The sequence below is a fragment of the Micromonospora sp. DT201 genome (assembly GCF_049841575.1).
GTDB lineage: Bacteria > Actinomycetota > Actinomycetes > Mycobacteriales > Micromonosporaceae > Micromonospora.
In genome coordinates, this window is record NZ_JBNCKP010000003.1 from 169,652 (window position 1) to 189,868 (window position 20,217).

The window sequence follows — 20,217 nt, forward strand, 5'->3', positions numbered from 1 at the left end:
TGGACGCCCTGGACGGTCAGCCCGCTGCGATCGGGTGATTCGACTCGAACCGAGCGCGCGTCAGGAACGCGAGCTGGGCGCGCTTGTCCGGCATGTCGATCTCCGAGTCGAAGGTGAAGCCCTCGATCTCGAGCCGGCGCAGGGCGAGGTGGTTACGGATGTCCGGCTCGACCACGATCCGCTGGGCGGCCGGGTCACCGAAGAGGAACCGGGCGAGGGCGGGGCCGACGACGTTGGTAAGGCCGCGTGCGAGGCGTCGGTCGGGGCTGAGCAGCAGGTGCATCCCCACGTCGCCGGGCTGCACCAGGTAACGCTCGCCGACCGGGTCCGCCTCGGGCTGGTAGGTCTGAAACAGGCCAACCGGCTCGGCGTCAACCATGATCAGGTACGCGTGGTGCGTCGGCAGGCTGTCCACGAAGGCGTAGATCTCGCGTACCTCCTCCGGGGTGTGGGAACCCATGCCCCAGAAGGAGTTGCGGGGTCGGGTGACCCAGTCGTGCAGGAGTGCGGCGTGCCGGTCGGGGTCCACGGTCAGCAACGACAACTCACCGAGACCGGCGACTTTCTCCAGGTACGTCATCGGGCGCTGTCCTCTGTTCCATCGGGGGCGCAACTTAGGTTAACCTCCCCTAACCAAGGATGACCTTACCTGGAGGGGTTCGTGAAACGGAACTGGGAGGCCCTGGTCCTCAAGGCCATGGGAGGCCGGGACTTTCGGTTGACCGTGCTGAGCACCGAATCGATCGACGGGCACTACCAGCGGCTCCTCCTCGACGGTGGCGGCCTGCTGGAGGCGTGCGAGGTGCACCCCACGATGTGGATCCGACTGTGGTTCGACAACGACGGCCGGGCACACCAGCGCGCGTACACGTTGGTGGACCCCGACCCGGCCACCGGCCAGTTCACCCTCGAATTCGCCATCCACGACGGCTGTGCCGCCCGCTGGGCCACCACGGCCCAGGTTGGCGACACCATCAGCGCGACCGTTCAGGGCAGCGCGTTCGAGCTGCCCGACCCCGCGCCCGAGCACCTCTACCTCGTCGGCGACGCGGCGTCCCTGCCCGCGGTGAACAGCCTGCTCGACGCCGGTGCCGACATCCCGGCGACGGTCTGGCTGGAGTACGCCCACGAGGGCGAGAAGTCACTCGTGCCACGGGCCCGGACGCACCACGACGTCACCTGGGTGCCTCGGCGCGACGACGGTCAACACCTCGTCGACACGGTCTGCGCGGCCCTGCCGGGCACCGGGGCGGGTCACTACTGGGTGGCCTGCGAGGCAGCCACCACCCGCGGCATCACCCGACACATCCGGCGGACGCTGGGCGTGGGCAAGGACCGGCTGACAGCCCTCGGCTACTGGAAAGTCGCATGAAGGGTCGGCTCGGCACCCTGACCGCGCTGTACGTCACCCAGTACCTCGGCGTCGGCTTCATCACCGTCGGGCTGACCGCCATCCTGCGCGACGGCGGCACCTCGCTGGACACCCTGGCGCTGTTGCAGATCGTCGGCCTGATCTGGCCCATCAAGTTCCTCTGGGCGCCGATCCTCGACCGGTACGGCTCGCGGCACCGCGGCCACTACCGATCCTGGTTGCTCGTGCTCCAGAGCGCACTGGTGCTCGCCCTGCTGGCGCTGCTGCCGTTCTCCAACCCGGCCGACGCGCTCGGCCCGATCATCGCCATCTGCGCCGCGTACGTCTTCTTCTCCGCCACGCAGGACATCGCCGTGGATGCCGTCGCCGTTCGGATGCTCGCCGAGTCGGCTCAGGGGACCGGCAACGGCATTCAGGTCGCCGCCAGTTATCTCGGCAACCTGCTGGGCGGCGGGGCCTGCGTCCTGGTCTACGACCAGTTCGGCTGGGTGCCGGCGGTCGGCTTGCTGGCCGCGATGACGGCGGTCGGCCTGCTGGTGGTGTGGCGGTTCCGGGAGCCTCCGCGTACCGATCGGGTGGCCCGGGTCGGCACCGCCTACCGGGCGTTGCTGTCGGTGTTCGGCCAGCCGGGCTGCCGGTGGTGGACGTTCGGCGTGGTGCCGTTGGTCTACGTCGGGGCGGGCATGGCGTACGCCCTGGTGACGCCGGCCCTGGTCGACGCGGGGTGGTCGTTGGGCCGGATCGGCGTGGTCAGCGGCGTGGTGACCAGCGCACCGGCCATCGTGGCGGGTCTGGTCGCGGGGCTCGGGATCGGGCGGTTCGGGCGCAGCGGCGTGCTCGTGGTCGGCGGCGTGGCCCTCACGGTGTCGACGCTGCTGCTGTTGCCGTTGATGAACGGGCGCGCGCCGCTGGGTGGAACGGTGGCCGCGCTCTGCTGCTTCATGGTGGCCTACACCATCGCCAACGTCGTGCTCTACACGGTCAACATGGACTACTCGCGGCCGGACACCGGCGGCACCGACTTCACCGTCCTGTCGTCGTTCGGCCTGGTCTGCTCGTTCGTGGCCGCGTCCATCGGTCTCGCGGCGGCCGACCGGGTCGGCTATCCGGCGGTCGCGGTCGCCGCGATCGTGCTGGTGGCGGCCGGCGTCGCCCTCGGCCTCGCCCACCAGCGGCGATTCCCGAACCAACCTGGTCACGTCGCCGGCACGGCGGCAGGGCACCCAACCGTGGACGGCGTCAAAGCTGCGGCGTGACCGCAGCCCTGATCGCGACAATCGTCGTCGACGACGGAGGCGGCATGCGGCTGTATCTGACCGCGCTCAACCCCACCGACGCCGTCCTGGAAGGTTTCCTCCCGGCGGCGGCGGCGCTTGGGCTGTCGGCCACCGTGCTGACCGACCGACCTGCGCAATGGCCGTCGGACGTGCTGGTGGTGCGGTGCGCGGTCCGGGATGCGAATGCGGTGGTCGCGGCGGCGGCACCGACCCGACCGGTGGCGCTACTGTCCAATAGCGACCATCTTCAGGAGGCCACCGCGATCGCCGCACGGAAGCTCGGCCTGCCCGGCAAGGATCCCGACGCCGCCCGTCTCTGCAAGGACAAAGCCGCGGCCCGCCGGGCGATCGCGGCCGCGGGGCTCGATCTGGTACGCACCGTCACCGTCGACTCCGGTGCCGCACCGGAGGTGCCGGTCGGGATGTTTCCGGCGGTGGTCAAACCCCGCGAGGGAGTGGCCAGCGAGGACGCGTACCTGGTGGCAGACCGGGCCGAACTGGTCGCCCGGGTCACCGAGATCCGAGGTCGGCGGCCGGACGTGGCCCTGGTGGTCGAGGAGTATCTCGCCGGGGACCTGCGGACCTTCGAAACCCTCGGCGACGGCACGACGGTGGCCTCCCTCGGCGGGTGGCGCACCGGCCTCGGCCCGCCACCGACCTTCACCGAGGAGAGCCTCGACTGGTCACCCCCGGCGGAGCGGACGAGCACCCAGTTGCGGGCGCGGCTCGACGCGCTCGGCGTCAACTTCGGCGCCTGCCACACCGAGTACGTCATCTCCGACGGCCGAGTCCGGCTGATCGAGGTCAACTACCGCCTCATCGGCGACCGGATGGACCTGATCCTCGCCGACCTGCTCGGCGTGCCGTTGTTCCAACACGTCATCCGGCTACACCTCGGCGAGCCACTGGCCACCCTCAGCCTGCCGACCACCGTCGACCGGTACGCGCAGGTCGAATACGTCTGTGCGGACACCTCGGGCCGGCTCGCCGCCGCACCGGGCCGGCTGGACACCGTCCACGGTGATGTCCGGCTGGGCTGCCGACCGCTGCGTGCGGTGGGCCACGTCGCCGAGCGCACCGGGACGAACCGTGACTACCTCGCCGTGCTGCACGCGATCGGCCCCGACCAGACCACCGTCCGGCAGTCGTTGGCCGCCTTCCGCAGCGACCTGCAGTGGACCATCGTCGAGTGACCGACGACTGCGAGCGGGAGGTGTTCGCCCGGGTGCTCGACGCCCTGCTGCGTGAGGATCACGTCGGCCTGTTCAGCACCGGCCGACTGGACGGGCCAGACTGGTGGCAGGTGCCGCGGCCCGGTGGCCTGCTGCGCATCCCAGTCCGGGCGGACGGCTTCCAGCAGGCCCTGCGCTGTGCCGCGCCGATGGTTGTGGTGCTCGCCAACGGCGTCACCCACCGCACGGACACGGTGGAAGGGCTGTTGACGGTGCTCGCCCCGGACGGCAACGCCGAGGCTGAGGCTGGCTGGCGCGACTTCGGCGCCGAGTGCCACGCGGACCTGCGCGCCCGTCGGCTCGCAGCCCGCAACCGGCCACGGGTGCTCACCGAGGTGGCCACCGCACGCGCGCTCACCCCGACCGGCTTGCCTGCGGCGCTCCTGGACGACGTGCTCGCCGCCCACCACGGCCACCCGGTCTACCCCACCGACCGGTGCCGGCACGGTCTCAGTGACGACGAACTGCTCCGGTACGCCCCAGAGCACGCCCCACGTATCGCGCTGCGGTGGTATGCCGCCCCCGTCGAGGACGTCCGGCTCACCGGCGAACTCCCATCCTGGTGGCCGCGCGCACAGAGACCGGATCAGCTGATGCTCCCGGCGCATCCGCTCACCGCCGCACGCGACGCGTTACCGGTGACGGACCTGCCGGTGATCTCCGCGCGACCCACGCTCTCCATGCGGACGGTGGCGCTCGACGACGACCCGTACCTGCATCTCAAGCTGCCGCTGCCGACCGCGAGCCTCGGCGCCCGCAACCGGCGCACGCTGCACCCGGGCGCGCTCGGCGACGGCGCGGCCGTCGCCGCGCTGCTCGACCGGATCGCCAGTGCGGAGCCCGCCTTCGCTGGCCGGATCCGGCACGCCGACGAGAGCACCTGGGCGCACGTCGACGGCGACGAGCGGCGCGGCTTCCTGCTGCGCCGCTTCCCGCGCGACCTGGCCGGCGTCCACGTGGTGCCGGTCGCGGCCCTCGCCGCAGCCGACCCGGTCGCCGGCACGGTCCTCGAACGGATCAGCCCCGAGCGGCCCGGGACACTGCTGGAGTCCTACCTTGACCTGCTGCTCGACTGGCACGTCTTCCTGTGGCTCCGCCACGGCATCGCCCTCGAGGCGCACCCGCAGAACATCCACCTGCTGGTGCACCCCGACGGCACGGTCGGCCTGCTCTACAAGGACAACGACGGTGCCCGACTCGACGCGCGACACGGCGGCCCGAGCGGGCTCGCCTTGAACGACGACCGGATGTGGGCGCGTGATCCCCAGGAGTTGGCCGACGTGTTCATCACCATCACCCTGCACCTGGCCGCCGCCGCCCCCCTGATCGCACTGGCCGCCCGAGGGCTGCCCGTGCCGACACCCGCCGCGGCGCTGGCGCCCCGCCTCGCCGCCGCCCGCGACCGTTGGGGCGACGAGCCGGCGATCCGAACCTTCACCGAGCGGGTCCTGCGGGCCGCCCACCTGCCCATCAAGGCGATGGTGACCGCCGGCACCCTGCTGCCCAAACAGCGGCTGGGCTGCACCGACATCAACAAGTACTACCTGCGTACCGGCCCGAACTACCTCCGGGAGACACGATGACGAGCGCACAGGTGCGCTCTCGGCCCGCCACCGCCACCGGCCAGCTCGCCGACCTGGCCGCCGCCCACGCCGTCTTCGGCTGCCTGATCCGCGAGCTCGCCATTCCGGACAGCACCCCGAGTGTGGTCGACGGAGCCGTACGTCTGCCGTTGTGGCACTGCGGCGTCACGCTGCGCTGCGCCGTCGCCCGACCTGCGGCGCTCGGCACGCACCGCTATGCCGGCCCGGTGCAGCGGATGACTGACGACGGACGGTGGGAGGACCTGGACGCGGACAGGCTGGCCGGTCTGGTCGCGGCGGAACTCACCACCCGTACCGGCCTGGCGAACGACGAGTTCATCGAGCAGGTCCGGGCCAGCCGGGACACCGTGGCCCGGCTGCTGGCCGAGCGACCGGCCGAGGACCCGACCCCCACCGGTGAGCCCGCCATCGACGCGTACGTCGAGTCCGAGCAGTCACTGGTCTTCGGCCACCCGCACCACCCCACCCCGAAGTGGCGTAGCGGCGACCCGGCCAGCTGGCGTGCGTACGCGCCGGAGCTGCGCACGTCGTTCCGGCTGCACTGGCTCGCCGTACCGGACGAACTGGTCGCCGGTGCCGGGCCGTTCGATCCGCTCGTCGCGGCCCTCGACCCACCGCAACCCCCGGTCGGGCACCGCGTCCTGCCGGTGCACCCCTGGCAGCTCTCGCTCATCCCGCCGACGCACCCACGGCTGCGCGACCTGGGGGAGGCAGGCGTGCCGGTACGGCCGACGGCGAGCGTCCGCACCCTCTACGCCCCCGACGCCGACCTGTTCGTCAAGACCAGCCTGAACGTGCGAATCACCAACTGCCTGCGCAAGAACGCCCGGTACGAACTCACCGGCGCGGTCGCCCTGACCGACCTGCTGGCCCGGGTGCCGATGCCGGACGGGGTGGGGCTGCTCGCCGAGCCCGCCTACCGCACGGTCGACGCCCCCGGCCCGGACGAGGCGTACGGGACGATCCTGCGCAACGGTCTACGCCCGCACCTGCGCCCCGGGGACACCCCGATGCTGGCGGCGGCGCTGGCCGCCGCGCCGTTCGTGACACCGGATCCGGTGGCCTGGTGGCGGGCGTACGTCGGGCTGCTGGTGCCGGCGGTGTTGCGCTGCTGGCTGAGCCACGGCGTCGTGCACGAGGCGCACCTGCAGAACGTGGTCGTCGTGCTCGACCCCGACCGTCGTCCGGTCCGCATGCTGCTGCGCGACCTTGAGGGGGTGAAGCTCGACGCCGATCGGTGGGCCACCTGGCCGGACGGTGTCCCAACGCAGGTTCGCTACGGTCCCCGGGATGCCCGCCGCCGGATCGTCTACTGCCTGTTCGTCAACCACCTCGCTGGCATCTGCGGTGCCCTCGCCGACGCGCGGCCGGGCATCGAGCGGCGACTGTGGCAGGAGTTGCGGACCGTCGTCGAGGCGGTGGCGGCCGACCTCGACGATCCGCCCGAGCTGCGCGCGTTGCTGAACGGTGAGCCGCTGGTGGCCAAAGCGAACCTGCTGGTCCGGTGGCGGCGCGACGCGGACCGGGCCGCACCGTTCGTGCCGGTGCCGAACCCGATGGGCGGGCCACGGTGACGCGACCCGTCTACGTCCACGACCTCGACGCGTTGGCCGCGCAGGTCGAAGCCATCCGGGCGGCGCTGCCTCGGCAGGTCGAGCTGCTCTACGCGGTCAAGGCCAACCCGGAGCCCGGCGTTCTGCGTACCCTCGCTCCGGTCGTCGACGGGTTCGAGGCCGCGAGTCGTGGCGAGCTGCGGAGGTTAGCCGAGGTGCTGCCGGGACGAGCCCCGGCCGCGTACGCCGGGCCGGGCAAGACCGACGCGGACCTCGCCGCCGCCCTCGCCGCCGGGGTGCACCGCATCCACGTCGAATCGCCCGCGGAGCTTCGGCGACTCGGCGCGCAGGCCACCGCCTCGGGCAGAGCGGCTCAGGTGCTGCTGCGGGTGAACCTGCCGGTCGACGCACCTGGCGCGAGCCTGCTCATGGGTGGCGGGCCCAGCCCGTTCGGCATGGACCCGGCCGACGTGCTCGAGTGCGCCCGCCGGCCGCCCGAAGGCATCGACGTACGCGGAATCCACGCGCACCTGGCCAGCGGGCTGGACGCGCCACTCGCCGCCACGGTCGCCGCCGCCGTGGTCCGCTGGGCCGTCGCCGAGGTGGGTGCCGTCGAGGTCGACGTCGGCGGAGGCATGGCCGTGGACTACGCCGACCCGGCAGCACGATTCGACTGGGCGGACTACGGCCGGGCCCTGGCCGACGTCCTCGATGCGCACCCGGGAGTGCGGCTGCGCATCGAGCCGGGCCGGTCGGTCACCGCCTACTGCGGGGCGTACCTCACCGAGGTCATCGACGTGAAGCGCTCCTACGGCGAGTGGTTCGTGGTGGTGGCCGGCGGCACCCACCACCTGCGCACCCCGGCGGCAAAGGGGCACCCGCAGCCGTTCACCGTGCACCGCCGGCGCGGCCTCGACCGCCCGCGCACCGATGGGGGGCCGGTCACCGTCGTCGGGCAGCTCTGCACCCCGAAGGACGTGCTGTCCCGGTCGGCCACCGCCGGGCCGATCGGCGTGGGTGACGTGTTGGCCTTCGCAATGGCCGGCGCGTACGCCTGGAACATCAGCCACCGCGACTTCCTGCTGCACGAACCGCCGCTCTTTCGCACCGGTGACCCGGAGGAACTGGCCGACGAGTGGGCTGCCCTGCCGTCGGGGTCGTGACCCCAGACCGATCGGCTACACAGTGGATTCGCGGGCCGAAAATACGTGTGGGCCGTCGATACGATGACGCCGGTCGGCGCCGACACAGGCGCCGTCAAATGGAGGTCGACGTCTAGATGAAACGCATCGGTGCAGCGATGCTGGCAATGGCGGTAGGCGCCGCCACCGCCGTCCTGGCTACCGGCCAGCCGGTCCTCGCCGCCACCTCGGCCAATTCACCCCTGTCGAGCTGGGCCTATCTCGATTCGCAGAGCCCGACGAAGAAGTTCGTCAACCCGGCTGTTCCGCCGCCCGTCGGCACACTTGTCGACAGCGCGAACAAGGCGCACACCTACCGCTCGTACTTCACCTATGACCTGACCCAGCTCAAGGGCTCGGTGGTGCACAACTCGTACCTCTACACAAATGAGGAAACGGTCACCGACTGCTCTGCAGCCGCGACGATCGAGGTGTGGCGTACGACTGCGGTCAAGTCCGGGACGACCTGGAACAACCCGCCCGCCGAGCTGGAGAAGCTGATCTCCGCCGACCGCGGCGAGGGTTCCATCTACTGCCCCGGCTACCTGGGCATCGACATGGTGTCGACCCTCAACGCCGCGCTCAGCCGGCACGAGAAGTCGATCACCATCGAATACCGGATTACGGCAGCCCAGGAGTCGGACCCGCGCGCGGGCCGCACCTTCCAGCAGCCGACGCTGGCCTCCACCTCCAACTACCCGCCGACGGTGACCGACCCGCGCCTTGAGGCTCCTGCCCGGCCGTGCGGCACGGTCACCAAGCCGTCGCCGGCGGCGGCGTCGACCCAGTTCGGGGCTACCGCGAACGACCCCGACGAGGGCGACTTCCTGTCGACCCTCTACGCGATCTGGCCGGTCGACCACCCAGACCAGCGCCGCGAGTTCTACAGCTACAACTACGGCACGGACCTGAGCCAGTACGCCGATGGTGAGCTCCTCGCCTGGCAGGCCCGCGCCAACGACTACTACGACGCCGGGCCGTGGAGCAAGGTCTGCTACATCGTCATGGACAAGACGGCACCGACGAACCCGCCGGCCGTCTCCTCGAAGCTCTACCCCGAGGGCGGAACGCCCGGCGGCGGCAGCGGCCTCAAGGGCAAGTTCCGCCTCGACGCGGACGGCGACCGCGACGTCGTCGCCTTCGCATGGCACGACTCGATGGGTGACTCCGGTCAGATCAAGGCGCGTCGCCCGGGCGGCTCAGCCATCCTCGAATACACCCCGAAGAGGGATTGGCTCGAGGAGCTTTACGTCAACTCGATCGATGCGGCTGGCAATCGCGGGCCGGAGAGGACCTACCGGTTCTGGATCGCCGACACCGCGCCGAGCGCGCAGATCGAGCTGGGTGGGGTCGGGCTGCCGAGCACGATCACGCTGTCCGCGCCGAAGCCCGAGACGACCGCCTTCGGCTATCAGATCAAGGGCGGCCCTGAGTCCCGGGTGCCGGCCGTCGACGGTAAGGCGACCGGGCAGCTCACCTTCGCCGAGGTCGGTGAGGTCGATGTCGTCGTCAGCAGCTACGCGAAGAACAAGCTGATCGGGCAGGACACCCTGCGGGTCATGGTCACCGATGCCCCCGGGGTCGAGTCCGCCGAGTTCAACCTCGACAGCGAGCCGGTTGCCGGCAAGACCGGATCGTTCAGGTTCACGCCGCGCAACACCGACGTCGTCTCCTACGAGTACTCCCTGGACGACACCCTGCAGACCGTCCCGGCGGCGGCGGACGACACCGCCGTGGTGCCGTGGACGGCGACGGCAGGGTGGCACACCATGGTCGTACGGTCGGTGAAGGCGGACGGCTCGAAGTCCTTCGAGACCTACTACCAGTTCAGCGTCCTCGATCCGGTGCCGTCGGTGTACTCGCCGACGCTGGAACACCTGACGCGGATCGACGGCGTCGGCCTGCCGGTGGAGTTCTATCTGAGCAGCCAACTGCCGAACGTGACCGGCTTCGCCTACCGGTTCGACGGCGGCCCGGAGACCGTCGTCGACTCCTTCGGTGCCAGCGTGACAATCAACGTCACGCCGGTGCACACCGGCGACAACACGCTGATCGTCCGGGCGCTGCTGGCGGATGGCACTCGGTCGCCCGAGAAGAGCTTCACCTGGCAGCCGTTCGAGGCGCCGGTCATCATCACCGACCCGCCGAACGGTGGTGCGGCGGCTCAGCCGATGACGCTCACGTTCCGTTCGGCGCTACCGGACACCAAGGAGTTCCGCTACTCGTTGGACTTCGGCGAATATCAGATCATCGCGGCGGGGCCGGACGGCACGGCGACCGTGTCGTTCACACCGCAGTGGGATGGCTGGTTCTCGGCCCGGGTCACCGGTGTCGCTCAGGACGGCACGACGTCGCCGGAGCGCGAGATGACAGTCCCGGTCCGCGACACTCGCGTCTCGGTGTGGAGCCAGTACAACGAGTGGAGCCCGAGGGGCGGCATCGGTGTGCCCGGTGACTTCCTCCTCAGCACCTCCTGGACGCCGGAGGTGGTGGAGTACCGCTACCGGCTCAACGACGGCCCGGAGTTGAGTGCCCCCAGAGCGGACAACTGGAACACCCTGGTCACGCTCGCCCCGGACCGCAACGGGCTCAACACCCTCACCGTGCAGGGTCGCACCGCGGACGGCCGGCTCTCCCCGGTCACCGAATACTCGTTCCAGGTCGGCACCGCGCCGCATGTCTTCTCCGAGGTGTATCCGCGGGAGATGCCCGGCGGGGGAGTCGGCGTCGAGGGCCGCTTCGAGTTCAGTGGCGGCACGGCTGGGATCACGTCCTTCGAGTACACGATCGGTGGCACCGCAGACACGGTCGCCGCCGACGCGCAGGGCCGTGCGTCGATCACCTGGACCCCAACCGAGGCGACCAACCTCTACCTGGTCGTCAAGGGGCGGAAGGCGGACGGCAGCATGACCGACGAGGCCGGGTACAACATCTCGGTGAATCCCAGCTGATCGATCTTCAACACGCCCCAGCGCCACCACTGATCGGATGACGCCCCGCAGGCCGGGTAACCGCCTGCGGGGCGTCACCGGCTCGACCAACTCCCGTCCCTGCGCCGAGGCGACGGCCGGCTGACGCGGCGGTGGCGCACGTCGACGAGCGATTCGAGCGGTTATCTGGCACCGTGGTACGGCACGCAGTGTCGCCGAGCTGCCGGCGACGCCGTATCGAGGGGGTTTCGTGGACTTCACGCTGTCGACGCGGCAGGGGCGAATCGGCACCGTGGTGGAGGTCGCCGGCGACTTGGACATGAGCACCACGCCCGAGTTGCGTGACCAGCTGCGCAAGCTGGTGGACAGCGATACCCCGGTGGTGGTCGTCGACCTGACCGGTGTCGGGTTCATGGACTCCAGTGGCCTCGGCGTGCTCGTGGTCGCCTACAAGGACCTGCGGGAGCGGGACGGCTGGCTCGCCCTGGCCGGGGTCAGTCAGCCGGTGCGTACGGTGTTGTCGATCACCTCGGTGGATCGGGTCATCGGCGTCTTCGACACGGTGCACGACGCCGAGGAGGCGTCACCAGCGCTGTCGTGAGCACCGTCATTAAGGAAGGGTGCTGGCGCGGGTGGTGTCAGCGCCAGCGGTGCTCGATCGCGGCTCATGGCCGCCGTACCAGTCGATGATGAGCAGGGTGGCGTCGTCGGCCAGGACCGGCCCGGCGGTCGCCAGCACCGCGTCGGACAGCGCCCGGACCGCCTCGCGTGGATGCAGGTGGGCGATGCGGAGCAGAGCGGCGGGCAGGTCCAGGTCGGCGGCGTTGCGTTCGCGCATCCCGTCGGTGACGATGACCAGCCGGTCACCCGGCACCAGGTGGATCTCCCCGCTGCGGTAGCCCTCGTCGGGAAACATGCCCAGTGGGAAGTTTGCGGGCAGTTCCAGGGGCGCGGCCCGACCGTCCCGGACCAGCATCGGCGGAACGTGCCCGGCGTTGAGTAGCTCGCAACGCCCGGTGGTCAGGTCGATCCGGCCGAGCACGGCAGTCACGTAGGCGCCGCGTACGTTGGCGTGCTCGGCGACGGCCCGGTTGGCTGCTTCCGCCTGTGTGACGAGACTGTCGCCGTGGCGGCGGGTGTTGCGCAGGCTGCCCACCCCGAGGGTGGCGGTCAGCGCGCTGGCCACGCCGTGGCCCATCGCGTCGGTGACGCTGACGTGCAGTGTGTCGCGGGCCACGCTGTAGTCGAAAGTGTCCCCGCCGATGCTCGCGGCGGGCTCCAGCCAGCCGGAGAGGGCGAACGCGCTGGCCTCGCAGGTGAACGAGGCGGGCAGCAGGCGGCGCTGGATCTCGGCGGACAGGGTGAACGGAGCTGTGCGCTGCCCCCATTCGAACAGGTCGGTGTGCCGGCGGTTGGCGATCACCACGAACGCCAGCGCGTGCGCGGTGCGGGCGATCCGTGCGATCACGGCGGCGTCCGGCTCGTCGGGCAGGTCGATCTCCAGCAGGCCGATGGCCTCGCCGCGTTCGGTGACGGGTGCGAGCACCGTCCACCGGCCATCGCCGGGTAGCACCACGGTTGTCTGTTGGCGTAGCGCCTGCTCGTAGGGCCCGCCATCGAAGGGGAGAACCTCTGCGGTCTCCTCGCCCTGACGCCGGCCGGGGCGGCCGATGGCCGCTTGGTGGGTCAGACGGACCAGTGCCCGGCCGCTGAGGTCGGCGATGAGCAGCGAGACGCCGAGCGCGTTCAACGCTGTGACGATGGCGCCGGTGACGGCCTGGACCGCCTCGACCGGCTCGGCTTCCTCGGCCGCCTGCAGCATCTCGGTCAGCACGGCCTGCTCCTTCTCCTCCACCCTTCGAGCATAGGCAACTGCTGTTCCGGGTGTCTCGGGCCGACCGACGGGCAGAGGTCGGAGGCGCTAACTTCTCCGGCTCGGTGTCTCCCGCAGGATGGCCACCTCGCCGGCACGGGTGCCGTCGCCCAGGCCGGACAGCGACATCGAGGTAGTGCGCTCCGTGTAGACGGGCGCGGTGGTAGCGTTCGGCGAGTCTTTGCGATCTTGGTCAGGTCCCTTCAGCGGCCCAATAAGGAGATCATGATGGCAGGTGTTCCGGCCGATCCGGGCGTGTTGCATCCGATGCCCGAACAGCCGCGCGTGGTGCTACTGAAGCCGCTGGTCACCTCGCCGCTGATCGAGGTTGGGGAGTTCACCTATTACGACGACCCGGATGATCCAACCACCTTCGAGGCCCGCAATGTGCTGTACCACTACGGCCCGGAAAAGCTGATCATCGGGAAGTTCTGCGCGCTGGGCGAGGGCGTGCGTTTCATCATGAACGGCGCCAACCACCGCATGGACGGCCCGTCGACCTTTCCGTTCCCGATCATGGGTGGTTCCTGGGCCGAACACTTCGATCTCATCACCAACCTGCCCGGACGGGGTGACACTGTGGTGGGCAACGACGTGTGGTTCGGATACCGAGCCATGGTGATGCCCGGTGTCCAGATCGGCAGCGGAGCGGTCATCGCTTCCGGGTCCGTCGTCGTCGACGACGTCCCCGACTACGGCATCGTCGGCGGCAACCCAGCCAGGCTCATCCGCCTCCGCTACAGCGAGGAAGACGTCGCCCGCCTTCTGGCACTTGCCTGGTGGGACTGGCCAACTCAGGACATCACCGCGCGCCTTCGCACGATCATGTCCGGTAGCGTCGACGACCTCGAGGCCGTGGCGCCCAAGCTTCGGTAGTGCCGGGTCGGGTCTGCGTGCAACGCGCCAACCAGATCCTGGTTGGAGGCGGCGTTGAACCCCGCGTTCAGGCCGTCCAACGGATCCGTGGGCCACCGTCGCATGTGGGCATTCGCGCTGTTGAAAAAGCTGCCCTGAGTGCGGGGCAGGATGCCCTCATGCCAACCGACGGCCATGCTGACGACGTAGTCGGATCGGCCTTGGCTCTCCAGTACGAAGACTCGGTCCCCACGGTCGGCACGTACGCCGGGGAGAGACGCCATGATCTGGGTCGCCTCCCCAACGGTCGCACATCTGACGACGAGACCCGCGAAGCCATCACGGATCTTGACAGCCTCGACGTGGCCGTTGCCGTATGAGGCCTCGGCGGTGATGTGTGCTGCTGTCTTGGTCGCCGAGTACAGGGTGAGGACGCCCCTGCCCCGACGCAGGGTCCAGGAGGCCTAGATGACGATCATGTCGAGAGTCGGTTCACCTGATCTCTCCGGCCAACCAGTCGGCGGTCGCGGGCAGCCAGTCGGGCTGGGCGTTGCCGAGCAGGTGGTCGCCGTGCGGAACGAGTAGATACTTCCCGTACGGGGCAAGGCGGGCCAGCGGCTCACCGTTTGTCACACCGGGGATGACGTCCTGGCCGCCGTCCACCACGAGGAGCGGGCCAGCGACGCGGGGCGCCAGCGTGGACAGGTCGACCTGGCGGGCGAAGTCGCGGGCCGCAGCGGTCCCGCCGGCACGCCGGGCGAGCACGTCCTGCACCGGGGGCGGTAGGGACCGGGCCCGGTGTGGGTCCTCATCCCGCTCATCCACTCATTGAGCGGAAACCCCGACACCGAGTGCGGCGAGGTCTCGCCGGCCCTCGGCGGCACGGTCGGGTAACAGCAGGAGTGTGCAGGCTCGTTCGAACCGGGCACCGATGCGCTCCCATCCGGCCACAGATGCGTTGAGGGCAGCGACGTCGCCGTACAGGCGGCCTCGGGCGCGGGCGGTGCAGGCAGCGGCCCACGCGCTCTCGTGCCGCTCGGCGGCCGACAGCAGGTCCGGTGCCTCGGGGAGTTCGGCCACGACGGCCAGTTCGGCGCCCACCGCCCGCGAATAGGGCGGCGACCAACTGCGGATGCCGTTGAACGCCAGGCGGACAAGCGCCGCGGCGTCCTCAACTCGCCCCGCGTGTACGGCGAGCCGCGCGTCGACCATCGACACGAACATGGAGTGCCGGGGTAGCTCCCCGATGACCTCGATCGCGCGGGAACGCCACAACGCGTACCCCCCGTCGTCGCCGCGCAGCCCAAGGACCAGGGCGACCGCAGCCATCGGCGGAGACATCGTGCCGGTGCGCGGACTGCCGGCCCGCCGCCAACCCTCCCACGCGGTGCCCGCCATCCGCAGTGCCTCGTCGAAGCGTCCGCTGAGTACCAGCGGTGTGATCAGGAGAGCAGCCGAGTAATAGGAGCTGCCGGCGAGGTCGTCGTCCATGGTCCGCTGGCCGATCGACAGAGCTGCCGGCAGGTCACCGACGCCGAGGGCAGCCAGGTGGGCCATCAGGTACGTGTCGACGATCTCCGGGGCGGCGTTCGGGTCGTGCCGGGACATCGCGGGAAGCAGAGCCAACCGTTCGTCCATGACCCGGCGAAGGTCCCCGCCCCGCCCCGCCACGATGTCGGCGGTGGCCACCGTGTCCAGAGCTGCGCTGATCAACACCGGATCGCCGGTGGCCCGGGCCGCTGCTACCGCGGCCTCGGCGAGCGCCGGGTTGGCCTCGTGCCTGTCGGAGGTTGCGGCCCAGGCCACCGCCTCGGCGAGGCGGGCCGCCACCACCGCGTCAGTCGACCCGTCGGCTGCCAACGCCGCCTCGTCGAGGAGGTCACGCAGGCGCTCGTCCGGAATCTCGGCGGCGAATCCGGCCGGGTGCCGGCGCGCGGTGGTGACCGCCTGCGCCAGCGCGATGGCAGTGGCCCCACGATCCCCGGCCACCCGGGCCCGCTGCGCGGCGGCGAGCAGCAGGTCGAAGGGTCGCTGACCGTCGTCGCCGATCGCGTGGGAAACGGCCGAGGCCGCGTGCAGGTCCGCCGCAGCCTCGGCCGGAGCGGGGGCCCGATCGGCCGCGGTCCGGTAGTGGTCGAGCGACTCCATCAGAAACCGCCGCGTGTAGGCGAGGTGTGCCAGTGCCCGGGCCAGCCGGTGCGGCAGGGCACCCGGGCCATCGGGAGCGACGGCAAGGGCGGCCCGCAGATCGTCGGCGACGCCGTCGAACTCTTCGTACCACTCGTCGCCGTCCAGCCTCGTCTCCAACTCGGAGGCGACGTCCGCTGCCCAGCGCAGGTGCCGGCCCTGGATCTCCGGCCGCTCGCCGGACACGTCCAGCTGTTCGGTGGCGAACGCGCGCACCGTCTGCAGCAGTCGCCACCGGGCCGCTCCGCCCCGGCGGTGCACGCTGACCAGGCTCTTGTCCGCCAGCCTGCCAAGCACGTCGGCAACCGCACCGCGGGTGCTCCCGGCCGGGCTCACCCCGATCACAGCGCTCAGGTCGAACGCCCCGGCGAAGACGGCGAGCCGCCGGAACAGCGCCTGTTCCTCACCATTGAGCAGGTCGTGGCTCCAGCCGATGACCGCCCGCAGCGAGCGGTGCCGCTCGTCCACACCCCTACCGCCGGTCACCAGCCGTAGCTGGTCATCGAGCGCCGCCAACAACCCGTTCTCGCCCAGGGTGGCACTGCGGGCCGCGGCCAACTCGATCGCGAGCGGCATCCCGTCCAGCCGGGCGCACAGTTTGGCGACCACCGCGGGGTCCGGCCGGAATTCGGGGTCCGCGGCGGTAGCGCGGTCGACGAAGAGTCGCTCGGCGTCGGACTCCAGCGGCAGCGGGCCCAACGGTACGGCGCGCTCACCCCGTACGCCGAGGCGTTCCCTACTGGTGGCGAGGATGTGGGTACCCGGGCAGGCGGCCAGCACCCGCTCCGCGAACGGCGCCACCACGTCGATCACATGCTCGCAGTTGTCCAACACCAGCAGCGATCGGCTCTCGCCGAGCCGCTCCAGCACAGCGTCCTCCAGCGACTGCTGCGGGCGCTCGCTGACGCCGAGGACGGTGGCCACCGTCTGTGCGACGTAGCCGCCGCGGGCCGGGACGAGGTCGACGAACGCGCCGCCGTAGGGAAAGGAGGGCCCTGCCGCCCCGGCGATCTGGGCCGCCAGTCGGGTCTTCCCCATCCCGGCTGGTCCCACCAGTGTCACGAGACGGGCGCCGCGCAGCGTCTCCATCAGGTGTGCGCTCTCCGCGCTCCTTCCGACGAAGGTGGTGAGCGCCGATGGCAGGCCGGCCAACCGCTCCGGCACCGGTGCCCCCGCCTGCACCTGTACGGCGAGTTCGCCGAGCGCCCTCCGGTCGGCCATGCCGAACTTGCGCAGCAGCGAGGAGACGTGATTTTCCACGGTCCGCACGGAAATGTGCAGCCTGCCGGCGATGTCCGCGTTGGACAGGCGCGCGCCGAGCATGACGAGCACCTCGATTTCTCGCTTCGACGCTCCGGCGGGATAGGCGACGTCCATCGCACCATCTTGCCCGATGCGGTGTCGTCAGTGCGTAGCCCAATGAGTGGTGGAATGCGTGGTCACCGCCGATGTCCGTCCCACCCGCCGTGCAGCAGGCTCTATCTGATTTCGCCGAAACGTCTGGGGAGACATCATGGGACGCGTCGTTCTGTCCATCTTCACCACCGCCGATGGGGTTGTCGACGACCCGCAGCGGTTCACCTTCCAGTTCGTCAGCGAGGATTCGATGCGGACCGGGCTGGCGCAACTGCAGGCCGCCGACGCTCTGCTGCTCGGCCGCGTCACCTATGAGGGATTCGCCGCGTCCTGGCCGAGCATGACCGACGAGGCCGGCTTCGCCGACAAGATGAATAGCATGCCCAAGTACGTCGTCTCGACGACGCTGGACCGGGGCGAGTGGAACAACACCACAGTCATCCGCGAGAACGTCGCCGAGACGATCGCCAAGCTGAAGGCGGAGCTGAACGGCGACATCCTGATCTACGGCAGCGTCGCACTGGTCAGGTGGCTGCTACGCAACGAACTCGTCGACGAACTGCGTCTGGTCACCTACCCCGTCGTGATGGGCAATGGCGTGCGTCTCTTCGAAGAGTCGAGCGAGTCGGTGGTCCTCCGGCTGATCGGCGCGCAGGCGTTCGACTCGGGTGTGGTCGTGATGACCTACGCTCCCACCGGAGACAAGCTCGTCGGGTAGGAGCGAGGCGGTAACCGATCTCGGCTTCGACACGTTCCACAGACCAGTGCATTCCAGCGAACAGGGCTGAAGGAGAAGACCGTGAACGACGATGTCACCCAATACATCAACAAGACGCAACCGTGGCAGATCGACGTATGTGAAAAGCTGCGAGCGATGATCGACCAAACCGTTCCAGATGTCGAGGAGCGGCTTCAGTACGGCAAGCCGCACTACATCAAGAACGGCCAGTTCGCGGCCGTCATCGCGGTAGCCAAGGCCAAGGTTTCGTTCATGGTCTTCAACGCGGCGGACATCCCTGCGGTCAAGGGATTCCTCCGGTCAATGGGTAACGGTGATCGCAAGACCGTCGACATCACGGAAGGGCAGGACGTCGACTACGCCGCACTCGCCAGCATCCTGGGGAAGACCACGGCTGCCTTGTAGCTGACAGCGTGTCTGCCAGGTGCATGGGGCGGTGCCCCATGCACCTGGCCCGTTACTGTGTGGTCGACGCATGGTCGTCGACCAGCGTCTGGCGGGTCAGTGGCTTGTCGTACCGGTGAATTCCCCGGCTCAGCCGCTCTCGTCCACGAACCTGTAGTAGCTCATCCGGAAACGCTGCAGCAGTGCACGCATGAATTCCGGACCGGCCTCCGGCAGCACCCGCCCGGCGCCGACCGGCACGCCGTTGTCATGAAAGTCCTGTGCGAGCGCGCCCCACTCGGGATCGAGGACGGTCAGCGACACCGCTTGGCCCGGCTGCCAACAGAACTCGGCTACCCGCCGGTTGGTGTGCTGGGCGAACGTGTACAGCGCCACGCAGGTCAGCGCCTGTGGGGCCAGTCCGGGGCGGCGTCCTGGTCGAGGAGGGGCCGGATGGCGCCCAGTACGGCGCCGATACACACGTCGCGCAGTTCGGCGCGGGTGCAGGTCTGCTTGGTGAGCCAGTCCAAGCACAGCACCCGGACGAATACCAGCCAGCTCTTCAGGACTCCCGACACGGCCTCCCGGGTGCCGTTGTCGGCGAGCGGGAGCACGCCGAGCAGCCGCTCCCGCAGGGCGTCGAGTTCGTCGGCGATGATCGTTTGGATCAGCAGGTCGCCGGCGAGGACCCGGTTCGCCGCCAGGACGGTGTTGCGGTTCTCCGCGAAGTATTCGATGTGGGCGTCCAGGCCTTCGATGAGCTGCTCGACCAGGGTGTCGGCGGGGTCGAGCCGGGTCCTGGCGAGCAGTTGCTCGGACGCCTGCCGGTAGAGGGCGGCAAAGAGGTCGCGCTTGCCCGGGAAGTGCCGATAGAGCAGCGCGCGGGAGACCCCGGAGCGCTCGGCGACGTCCTCCATCAGCACCTCGTCATAGGGCCGCGCGGCGAAGAGCACCGCGGCGACGGCGAGGAGTTGGGCGCGGCGTTCCGCGGGGCTGAGTCGCTGGCGGGCAGGCACGGGTGCATGCTACTTGACACGTGTCTACTAGCTGGTCATAGTCTAGTTGACACGTGTCTACTAGTGGTGGGGTGATGGCCGGATCATGACTAGGGCCAAGGTGCTCCGGGGTCTCGTGTCGGCGATGGGGTACGCGTGCGTGGCGATCGGGCTGGCCCACGTGCTGCTCGGCAATGCCGCGATTCCGGGCGCGGGCCCGGCCGGCGTGACGGTCGACAGCCTCGGGCGATTCTTCGGCGCGATCTTCGCCGGCTACGGCCTTGCCTGGCTCTGGGCTGCGCGTCAGAAACCGATTTCCGCAACGGCGGTGCGGTGGCTGGCTGGGGTGCTCCTGCTGGGCGTTTTCGGGCGGCTGCTGTCGCTCGCCGTGCACGGGTGGCCGCACTGGTTCCAGGTGGTTCTGACGGTCGTCGAACTGGTGCTGTCGCCGCTGTTCTTCTGGCTGGCGGACGCCGAGGAGAAGTCGCTCCGGGCGCGCGTCCAGGGCGAGTCAGATTCGCTGCGTTCGTGACTGTTGGTGCTCAGCGGGGCGTGTCCCGACAGGACGACTTGCCACTGTGCGTAAGGCGCTCCGCCCAGCGACGACCACGCGGGACTGGTCTCTCGGTAGCGAGCCCAGGCCCCGACCAGTTCCAGGCCGGCGGCCATCCGGTCGCGA

General features: G+C 70.0%; 18 protein-coding genes. 12 read left to right on the forward strand and 6 right to left on the reverse strand.

The features are described 5' to 3' along the window. Window positions 1-16: 16 nt before the first annotated feature. The gene (locus ACLQ28_RS07725; RefSeq protein ID WP_425685504.1) at window positions 17-580 is read right to left on the reverse strand and encodes a GNAT family N-acetyltransferase; all 564 of its coding nucleotides are present in this window, start codon (window positions 578-580) and stop codon (window positions 17-19) included. Between the two features lie 81 nt (window positions 581-661). Here ACLQ28_RS07725 and ACLQ28_RS07730 point away from each other — a divergent pair, with 81 nt between their 5' ends. From ACLQ28_RS07730 to ACLQ28_RS07765, 8 genes are all read left to right on the forward strand, one after another. After that, complete coding sequence (locus tag ACLQ28_RS07730) at window positions 662-1,372, forward strand: siderophore-interacting protein (protein ID WP_425685505.1); 711 nt, start codon at window positions 662-664, stop codon at window positions 1,370-1,372. Then, the gene (locus tag ACLQ28_RS07735) at window positions 1,369-2,628 is read left to right on the forward strand and encodes an MFS transporter (RefSeq protein ID WP_425685506.1); all 1,260 of its coding nucleotides are present in this window, start codon (window positions 1,369-1,371) and stop codon (window positions 2,626-2,628) included. The genes ACLQ28_RS07730 and ACLQ28_RS07735 overlap by 4 nt, the downstream gene beginning before the upstream one ends. 44 nt (window positions 2,629-2,672) lie before the next feature. Then, a complete protein-coding gene (locus ACLQ28_RS07740) occupies window positions 2,673-3,842 on the forward strand; it encodes an ATP-grasp domain-containing protein (RefSeq protein ID WP_425685810.1) in 1,170 nt (389 codons plus the stop codon). After that, complete coding sequence (locus tag ACLQ28_RS07745; RefSeq protein WP_425685507.1) at window positions 3,839-5,464, forward strand: IucA/IucC family protein; 1,626 nt, start codon at window positions 3,839-3,841, stop codon at window positions 5,462-5,464. Before ACLQ28_RS07740 ends, ACLQ28_RS07745 begins: the two co-directional genes overlap by 4 nt. Continuing rightward, a complete protein-coding gene (locus tag ACLQ28_RS07750) occupies window positions 5,461-7,059 on the forward strand; it encodes an IucA/IucC family protein (protein WP_425685508.1) in 1,599 nt (532 codons plus the stop codon). The genes ACLQ28_RS07745 and ACLQ28_RS07750 overlap by 4 nt, the downstream gene beginning before the upstream one ends. After that, window positions 7,056-8,201 carry an alanine racemase gene (locus ACLQ28_RS07755; RefSeq protein WP_425685509.1) on the forward strand — a complete coding sequence of 382 codons (1,146 nt, stop codon included), beginning with the start codon at window positions 7,056-7,058 and terminating at the stop codon, window positions 8,199-8,201. Before ACLQ28_RS07750 ends, ACLQ28_RS07755 begins: the two co-directional genes overlap by 4 nt. Before the next feature lie 116 nt (window positions 8,202-8,317). Then, complete coding sequence (locus tag ACLQ28_RS07760) at window positions 8,318-11,170, forward strand: hypothetical protein (RefSeq protein ID WP_425685510.1); 2,853 nt, start codon at window positions 8,318-8,320, stop codon at window positions 11,168-11,170. 229 nt (window positions 11,171-11,399) lie between these two features. After that, the gene (locus tag ACLQ28_RS07765) at window positions 11,400-11,750 is read left to right on the forward strand and encodes an STAS domain-containing protein (protein WP_425685511.1); all 351 of its coding nucleotides are present in this window, start codon (window positions 11,400-11,402) and stop codon (window positions 11,748-11,750) included. A 9-nt stretch (window positions 11,751-11,759) separates the two neighbouring features. Here ACLQ28_RS07765 and ACLQ28_RS07770 read toward each other — a convergent pair whose 3' ends face one another. Further along, window positions 11,760-13,004 (reverse strand): PP2C family protein-serine/threonine phosphatase, encoded by a 1,245-nt coding sequence (locus tag ACLQ28_RS07770; protein WP_425685512.1) that lies wholly within the window; start codon window positions 13,002-13,004, stop codon window positions 11,760-11,762. Window positions 13,005-13,250: 246 nt separating this feature from the next. On the opposite strand from ACLQ28_RS07770, the gene ACLQ28_RS07775 reads away from it, so the two are divergent. Beyond that, entirely contained in the window at window positions 13,251-13,898 is a 648-nt protein-coding gene (locus ACLQ28_RS07775) for a CatB-related O-acetyltransferase (protein WP_425685513.1), read from the forward strand. A 471-nt stretch (window positions 13,899-14,369) separates the two neighbouring features. On the opposite strand, the gene ACLQ28_RS07780 is transcribed toward ACLQ28_RS07775, so the two are convergent. Beyond that, window positions 14,370-14,702: a hypothetical protein gene (locus tag ACLQ28_RS07780; RefSeq protein ID WP_425685514.1), complete on the reverse strand. Its 333-nt coding sequence runs from the start codon at window positions 14,700-14,702 to the stop codon at window positions 14,370-14,372. Then, window positions 14,703-17,441 carry a LuxR C-terminal-related transcriptional regulator gene (locus tag ACLQ28_RS07785; RefSeq protein WP_425685515.1) on the reverse strand — a complete coding sequence of 913 codons (2,739 nt, stop codon included), beginning with the start codon at window positions 17,439-17,441 and terminating at the stop codon, window positions 14,703-14,705. 136 nt (window positions 17,442-17,577) lie between these two features. Between ACLQ28_RS07785 and ACLQ28_RS07790 the strand changes: the two genes are divergently transcribed. Both ACLQ28_RS07790 and ACLQ28_RS07795 read left to right on the forward strand, forming a co-directional pair. Beyond that, window positions 17,578-18,138 carry a dihydrofolate reductase family protein gene (locus tag ACLQ28_RS07790; RefSeq protein WP_425685516.1) on the forward strand — a complete coding sequence of 187 codons (561 nt, stop codon included), beginning with the start codon at window positions 17,578-17,580 and terminating at the stop codon, window positions 18,136-18,138. An 81-nt stretch (window positions 18,139-18,219) separates the two neighbouring features. Beyond that, a complete protein-coding gene (locus ACLQ28_RS07795) occupies window positions 18,220-18,564 on the forward strand; it encodes a DUF1801 domain-containing protein (protein WP_425685517.1) in 345 nt (114 codons plus the stop codon). Between the two features lie 129 nt (window positions 18,565-18,693). Here ACLQ28_RS07795 and ACLQ28_RS07800 read toward each other — a convergent pair whose 3' ends face one another. Further along, window positions 18,694-18,939: a hypothetical protein gene (locus ACLQ28_RS07800; RefSeq protein ID WP_425685518.1), complete on the reverse strand. Its 246-nt coding sequence runs from the start codon at window positions 18,937-18,939 to the stop codon at window positions 18,694-18,696. A gap of 5 nt (window positions 18,940-18,944) precedes the next feature. Then, window positions 18,945-19,559: a TetR/AcrR family transcriptional regulator gene (locus tag ACLQ28_RS07805; protein ID WP_425685519.1), complete on the reverse strand. Its 615-nt coding sequence runs from the start codon at window positions 19,557-19,559 to the stop codon at window positions 18,945-18,947. Window positions 19,560-19,644: 85 nt separating this feature from the next. Between ACLQ28_RS07805 and ACLQ28_RS07810 the strand changes: the two genes are divergently transcribed. Next, window positions 19,645-20,070: a DUF4345 domain-containing protein gene (locus tag ACLQ28_RS07810; protein ID WP_425685520.1), complete on the forward strand. Its 426-nt coding sequence runs from the start codon at window positions 19,645-19,647 to the stop codon at window positions 20,068-20,070. Window positions 20,071-20,217 lie beyond the last annotated feature (147 nt).